The sequence below is a fragment of the Bradyrhizobium sp. genome, assembly GCF_016462955.1.
Lineage (GTDB): Bacteria > Pseudomonadota > Alphaproteobacteria > Rhizobiales > Xanthobacteraceae > Bradyrhizobium.
Genome location: NZ_JAEMSD010000243.1, coordinates 1 through 7,588 on the forward strand (window position 1 = coordinate 1; position 7,588 = coordinate 7,588).

Annotated in this window: 4 protein-coding genes; all 4 read left to right on the plus strand. The window is 65.9% G+C overall.

Annotated features, from left to right (window positions below; translation table 11 throughout):
- Positions 1 to 213 precede the first annotated feature (213 nt).
- The gene (locus tag JHD07_RS22735) at positions 214 to 2,403 is read left to right on the plus strand and encodes an RNA degradosome polyphosphate kinase (protein ID WP_291626086.1); all 2,190 of its coding nucleotides are present in this window, start codon (positions 214 to 216) and stop codon (positions 2,401 to 2,403) included.
- Between the two features lie 15 nt (positions 2,404 to 2,418).
- Positions 2,419 to 3,921 carry an exopolyphosphatase gene (gene ppx / locus JHD07_RS22740; protein WP_291626075.1) on the plus strand — a complete coding sequence of 501 codons (1,503 nt, stop codon included), beginning with the start codon at positions 2,419 to 2,421 and terminating at the stop codon, positions 3,919 to 3,921.
- A gap of 250 nt (positions 3,922 to 4,171) precedes the next feature.
- Complete coding sequence (locus tag JHD07_RS22745; RefSeq protein WP_291626088.1) at positions 4,172 to 5,206, plus strand: efflux RND transporter periplasmic adaptor subunit; 1,035 nt, start codon at positions 4,172 to 4,174, stop codon at positions 5,204 to 5,206.
- Positions 5,207 to 7,588 (plus strand): CusA/CzcA family heavy metal efflux RND transporter (locus JHD07_RS22750; protein WP_291626077.1); only part of this gene is annotated, 2,382 nt, incomplete at its 3' end. It lies immediately after the preceding gene.

Sequence of the window (7,588 nt, forward strand, 5' to 3'; positions counted from 1 at the left end):
CTTCGGCTCGGCCGCCCCGTCACGAGGGCGCTGGCCGCCGAGCTGCTCCGGGACGCCTGAGCCGCCCGGCCGGGACGCGCTGCGCGAAGTCCGCTTGACGGAGCGCAGCCGCGGAACATCAATGTCATCGAAACGTCATCGCTCTAACACATGCTCCCGCGGGTTTTGCGCATAGGTCGCAAAGTGAGGCGAGACAGGATGGACCGACTTCTGATGGACTCTGCGCAAACCATTGAAACTAAAGAAAAAGCCCCGGAAGTCGAGGGGCTGCCCGCGATCGCGTCGAGCCCTGAACGATTCATCAACCGCGAGCTGTCCTGGCTGCATTTCAACCGCCGCGTCCTCGAAGAATCGGTCAATCCCAGCCATCCGATTCTGGAGCGGGTGCGATTCCTGTCGATTTCGGCGAATAACCTCGACGAGTTCTTCATGGTCCGCGTCGCGGGCATCAAGGCCCAGGTGCGCGAAGGCATCGCCGAACGCAGCCCCGACGGCCTGACCCCGTCCGAGCAGCTCGCGCTGATCAACCGCACGGTTTCCGAGCTCGCCTCCGACCAGCAGGCGATCTGGCGCGACCTGCGCAGCACGCTGGCCGAGGTCGGCATCGTGCTGGTCGACGGCAAGGACGTCACCAAGGCGGAACGGGCCTGGATCGAGGATTATTTCCTCCACAACGTATTCCCGCTCCTGACGCCGCTCGCGATCGATCCTGCCCACCCCTTCCCGTTCATTCCGAGCCTCGGCTTCACCATCGCGCTCCAGCTCACGCGCGCCGCGGACGGCCGGCAGATGAACGCGCTGATCCGCATGCCCGGCAAGATCGACCGCTTCATCCGCCTGCCCGCTGACGGCAAGGTTCGCCTGATCTCGCTGGAGCAGGCCACCGGCTTGTTCATCAACCGCCTGTTCCCCGGCTACAACGTGCACGGCCAGGGCGCCTTCCGGGTCATCCGCGACTCCGAGCTCGAGATCGAGGAAGAAGCCGAAGACCTCGTCCGCCTGTTCGAGACCGCGCTGAAACGCCGCCGCCGCGGCTCGGTGATCCGGCTCGAGATCGACGCCAAGATGCCCGAGGAGCTGCGCAGCTTCGTGCAGCATGCGCTCTCGACCGCCGACGACGAGGTGTTCCTAGTCGATGGCGTGCAGGCGATGAACGAGCTCTCGCAGCTCACCCGCCTCGACCGGCCCGACCTCGAATTCACCCCTTACGTGCCGCGCCACCCCGAGCGCGTGCGCGAGCATGGCGGCGACATCTTCGCCGCGATCCGGCAGAAGGACCTGATCGTCCACCATCCCTACGAGTCCTTCGACGTCGTGGTGCAGTTCCTCCAGCAGGCCACGCGCGACCCCGATGTCGTCGCGATCAAGCAGACGCTCTACCGCACCTCCAACAACTCGCCGATCGTGCGCGCGCTGGCCGAAGCGGCCGAAGCCGGCAAATCCGTCACCGCCTTGATCGAGTTGAAGGCGCGGTTCGACGAGGAGGCCAACATCCGCTGGGCGCGCGATCTCGAACGCGCCGGCGTTCAGGTCGTCTACGGCTTCCTCGAATTGAAGACGCACGCAAAGCTCTCCATGGTCGTACGCCGCGAGGGCGGCAGCCTGACGACTTACGTCCATACCGGCACCGGCAACTATCACCCGGTCACGGCGCGCATCTACACCGACCTCTCCTACTTCACCTCGGATCCGACCATCGGACGCGACGCCGCGCGGGTGTTCAATTTCATCACCGGCTATGCCGCACCGAGCGATCTGGAAAAGATGGCGGTGTCGCCGCTGACCTTGCGCAAGCGCATCATCGAGCACATCCAGGGCGAGACGGCACATGCGCGGCACGGGCGCCCCGGCGCGGTCTGGATGAAGATGAACTCGCTGGTCGACCCTGATATCATCGACGCGCTCTACGAGGCCTCCCAGGCCGGCGTCCAGGTCGAGCTCGTGGTGCGCGGCATCTGCTGCCTCAGGCCCGGCATTCCCGGCCTGTCGGAGAATATCCGCGTCAAGTCGATCATCGGCCGCTTCCTGGAACACGGCCGAATCTACTGCTTCGGCATGGGTCATGGCCTGCCGGGCACGAAAGCGGCTGTGTATATCTCGTCGGCCGACATGATGCCGCGCAACCTCGACCGCCGCGTCGAAGTGCTGTGTCCGCTGCAAAATCCGACGGTGCATCAGCAGGTTCTCGAACAGATCATGGTCGCGAACCTGAAGGACAACGAGCAGAGCTGGCAGTTGTTGCCGGATGGGTCGTCAACGCGTATGAAGACCGCGAAGGGCGAGGAGCCTTTCAACGTCCACAACTACTTCATGACGAATCCGAGTCTGTCTGGCCGTGGAAAGTCGCTCAAGGAATCCTCGCCGCGTCGTCTCACGCGCCGGAACGAACGCCATCAATCCTGACCGGGGATCTGCAACGTGAAGCGGCCGCGCAAGCGCGGCTCGAGCGTCGCGGTCATCGACATCGGCTCCAATTCGGTCCGTCTCGTCGTTTACGAAGCGCTGGCGCGCAGCCTGATCCCGATCTTCAACGAGAAGGCGCTGTGCGGCCTCGGACGCGAGGTGCAGAGCACGGGTCTGCTCGCGCCCGACGCCGTCGACAAGGCGCTGACCTCGCTCAAGCGCTTCCGCGCGCTGTGCCGCGTGATGCAGGTCGGGCGCGTGTACGCGATCGCGACCGCCGCCTGCCGCGACGCCTCCAACGGCGCCGACTTCATTGCCAAGGCCGAACGCATCTGCGCGGTCAAGATCGAGATCCTGTCGGGCCCGCGCGAGGCGCGGCTTTCGGCGCTGGGCGTGATCTCCGGCATCCACCACCCCGACGGCATCGTCGGCGATCTCGGGGGAGGTTCGCTCGAGCTGATCGACGTGCGCAAGAACGCCGTGCGCAGCGGCGTAACGCTGCCGCTCGGCGGCCTCGCGCTGCAGGACCTCGCGCACAAGTCGCTCAAGCGCGCCGACCGCATCGTGCGCGAGGAGCTCGACGCCGTGCCGCAGCTCGCGGCGGGCCGTGGCCGCACCTTCTACGCCGTCGGCGGCACCTGGCGCGCGCTGGCGCGCATCCACATCATCCAGAGCGGCTATTCGCTCCAGGTGATGCACGGCTATTCCATCTCCGCCGCCGAAGCGCTCGACTTCTCGCGCCGCCTGCGGCGGCTCGCCGCCGCCGACATGCTCGCCGACATCGAGATCGTCGCCGATGCGCGACGCCCGCTCCTCACCTACGCGGCGCTGGTGCTCGAGCACATCATCCGCGTTGCCCAACCCAAGACCATCATGTTCTCGACCTTCGGCGTGCGCGAGGGCCTCCTGCACGAGAAACTGCCGGAGACCGAGCGCAACAAGGATGGCCTGATCTGCGCGGCCGAGCAGCTGAATCAATTGCTCTCACGCTCGAGCAAGCATGCCCACGAGCTGATCGCCTGGACCGACCGCCTCGCACGCGTGGTGAAGCTGCGCGAGACCGAGGAGGACCGCCGCCTGCGTCATACCGCCTGCCTGCTCTCCGACATCGGCTGGCGCGTGCATCCCGACCATCGCGGCGAACAGACTCTGAGCCTTGTCGTCAACGGCAATTTCGGGGCGATCACCCACACCGAACGCGCCTTCGTCGGTCTGTCCGTGTTCTATCGCTACGCCGGGCTCAGCGAGGAGAACCAGCCGCCGGTCGCCATGCAGGAATTGCTGACGCCGGCGCAGCTCGAACGGACGCGCCTCCTGGGCGCAGCATTCCGGGTCGCTCATCTGATCTCCGCAGCGCGTCCGGGGGTCCTGCCCGCCACGCATTTCCGCAGCCAGGGCCGCAATCTGATGCTCGTGTTCGAGCACCGCCTCAGCGACCTCGTTGCCGACCGCGTCGGCAGCCGCTTCCGCCAGCTCGCGCGGCTGATGGGACGATCGGGATCGATCGTGCGGCGCTGAAGCCGCAAATGCGAAGCGATCGCATTCATGTGGCGCCGGCCTTCGTCCTGAAAATGAACTCTATCGGCGCACCGGGTCGGGTTGATGCATATCAACCACTCGGCAATGGGTCGGACTAACGTGCAACCACGTTGCTCCGGACCCATTCGCCATGCATTCTCAACACGGGTTTCGCTTTGCGGTCCGCGCTCGAAAAGTGGCGGGCCGCGTTCTCTTTGCGCTCGCCTTCAGCTGTTCGGCATCGCTGTCCATGGCCCAGGACGAGGTGAAGCTGAGCGACGCGCAGGCGCGCAATCTCGGCGTGCGCGCGAGCCGCCCGGTCGCGGTCCGAACCGATCTAACGCTGCCATATCCCGTCCGGATCGTAATCCCCACGCCACAATTGTGGGTCGTCAGCGCGCCCGTGGCCGGCATGGTCGCCAATCTCCTCGTCGGGCGCGGCGACTATGCCACCGCCGGCCAGCCGCTGGTCGTGCTGGAGAGCCCAAGCTTCGTCTCCCAGCAGCGCGATTACCTGCACGCGATCGCGCAGGAGCATCTCGCCAGCCAGCAGCTGAAGCGAAACCTGGATCTTTTCGAAGGCAAGGCCGTGCCGCAGCGCGTGCTCGAGGCCAGCCAGGCCGAAGCGCGCCAGGCAGCGCTCGTGGTCGCCGAGCGGCGCCAGATGCTGCATCTGAGCGGTATGTCCGACGAGGCAATACTTCGGCTGGGCCAGGAAGCGTCAATCAGCGGCACGCTCACGGTCAATGCGCCGCAGACCGCGTCCGTCGTCGAGGTCACGGTGTCGCCGGGACAGCGGATCGAACAATCCACACCGCTCGTCAAGCTGGCCCGGCTCTCGCCGCTATGGGCGGAAATCGCGGTCCCCGCGGCCAATATCCGCGCGATCCGGGCCGGCGCGAAAGTCGAGATCGCGGGTTATCCCAAGCCCGGCAAGGTCGTACTGGTCTCCGAGACCATCGACCCTGCCACGCAGACCATTCTGGTTCGCGCGGAAATCGCCAACGACGGCGAGTTGCATCCCGGCCAGACTGCCGCTGCCCGCATCGGCTTTCTCTCCACCGGCGAAAGCGCGTGGGAGATTCCCTATAGCGGGCTGGTGCGGCGAGGCGAGCAGACTTCGGTGTTCGTGACAACGGCCGGCGGCTTCCGGCTCGTGCCGGTCAGGCTGGTCGCGGAAGATCAAGACCATGTCGTCGTATCCGGCCCCATCACAGACCAGGACGAAATTGCGATCGGCGGGATCTCAGCGCTTCGCGGCATTCTCTCCGGACTGGGGCAATAGATGCTCCCGCGCCTTGTTGCGTTCGCGTTGTCGCAACGACTTTTCGTGATGCTGGGCGTGCTGCTGGTGATCGGAGCCGGCGCCGCGCTCCTGCCCGGCTTGCCGATCGACGCCTTTCCCGACGTCTCGCCGGTTCAGGTGAAGATCATCATGAAGGCGGCGGGTCTCACCCCCGAAGAAGTTGAGCAACGCATCACCGTTCCGGTCGAGCTCGAGCTGCTCGGATTGCCGAACAAGAAGGTGCTTCGGTCGACCACGAAATATGCGCTGGCCGACATCACCGTCGATTTCGAGGACGGCACCGACATCTACTGGGCGCGCAACCAGGTCTCCGAGCGCCTGTCGAATATCTCGCGCGATTTCCCGGAAGGCGTGAGCGGCGGCCTTGCCCCGATCACCAGTCCTCTCGGCGAGATGTTCATGTTCACGATCGACAGTCCCGAGCTGTCGCTCGCCGAGCGCCGGACCCTGCTCGATTGGGTGATCCGCCCTGCTCTACGGACAGTTGCCGGCGTTGCCGATGTCAATGCGCTCGGCGGCCATGTCCGCGCCTTCGAGATCGTGCCGCGCAACGACGCGCTGGCCGCGCGTGGGATTACCTACGACTTGTTTCGCCGGGCGATCGAGGCCAACAGCCGCAATGACGGCGCCGGACGAGTCAATCAGGGCGAGGACAGCGCCCTGGTCCGGATCGAGGGCAGCATCCGTTCGATCGAGGACATCAAGGCCATCGTCGTCGACACCCGCGAGGGCGTGCCGATCCTGGTCAACGACGTCGCCACCGTCAAAGTCGGGACGCTGACGCGCTATGGCGCCGTCACAGCGGACGGCCGCGGCGAAACCGTCGAGGGGCTCGTCCTCGGCTTGCGCGGCGCCAACGCAGGTCAGCTCATCCGCGACGTACGCGCCCGGCTCGCCGAGTTGCAGCCCTCGCTGCCCAAAAGCGTGTCGATCAACGTGTTCTATGACCGCAGCCGCCTGGTCAACCGCGCCGTCGGCACCGTGGTCCGGTCCCTCGCCGAGGCCACGATCCTCGTCGTCGTTCTGCTGCTGCTCTTCCTCGGCAATTGGCGGGCTTCGCTGGTGATCGCGCTCAGCCTCCCGCTCGCCATCGTGATCGCGTTGATCGTGATGCGTCTGGTGGGAATGTCGGCCCACCTGATGAGCCTCGGCGGACTTGCGATCGCGATCGGCATGTTGATCGACGCGCTGGTCGTCGTGGTCGAGAACATCGTCGGCAACCTTGGCAAGCACGAACCTGGCAAGGGTGCGCCGCTGATCCACCTGGTTTACCGTTCGGTCTGTGAGGTCCTGGAACCGGTGGCCTCGGGCGTCCTGATCATCATCATCGTGTTCTTCCCCCTGCTGACGCTGCAGGGACTGGAAGGAAAGCTGTTCATCCCGGTCGCGCTCGCCATCATCTTCGCGCTCACCGGCTCGCTGCTGCTGGCGCTCACCGTGGTCCCGGTCATGACCTCCTATGTGCTCAAGTCCGCGTCGCATCGCGATCCCGTGCTGGTCCGTGCGGCGCAGCGGATCTACGCACCTGCGTTGGACTGGGCCCTGAAGAACGAGCGCAAGGTCATGGCTGCGGCGCTGACCGGCCTGGTCGCGGCGGGATTCGCCTACACCGGCCTCGGCAAGACCTTCATGCCGACGATGGACGAAGGCGACGTCATAGTCAGCGTGGAGACGTTGCCCTCGGTCAACCTCGACGAGTCGCTCGCCATCAATGCGAGGCTCCAGAAGGCACTGCTGGCCGTGCCTGATATCGCCGGCATCGTCGCGCGGACCGGGTCGGACGAGCTCGGCCTCGATCCCATGGGTCCCAACCAGACCGACACGTTCCTCGTGCTCAAGCCCGCTGCCGAGAGGGCGGCCGACAATCGCGAGGCCCTGCTGCAGAGGCTCCGCGAGGTCCTGTCCGGTTTTCCTGGCATCTCGCTCGGCTTCACCCAACCCATCGACATGCGCGTGCAGGAGATGATCAGCGGCGTGCGTGGCGATGTCGCCGTGAAGATCTTCGGCCCCGACATCGCCAGGCTGAACGAGGCCGCGGCCAAGCTGTCGGCGATCCTGTCCAGCATCGACGGTGCCGAGGACGTCTACACCACGCTGAACGAAGGCGCTCAATACTACACGGTCGCGGTCAATCGCATGGAGGCCGGCCGCCTCGGCCTGACCGTGGATTCCATCGTGAACTCGCTGCGTACCCAGATCGAGGGCCGAACGGTCGGGACGGCGCTCGAGGAGGGCCGCCGCACCCCCATTCTCGTCCGCGGCAGCGAGACCACCAGGGCGGCGCCGACGTTGCTGGCGAGCCTGCCGCTGACGCTCGCTTCCGGACAGCACGTCGCGCTGTCGCAGGTCGCGCGAATCCAG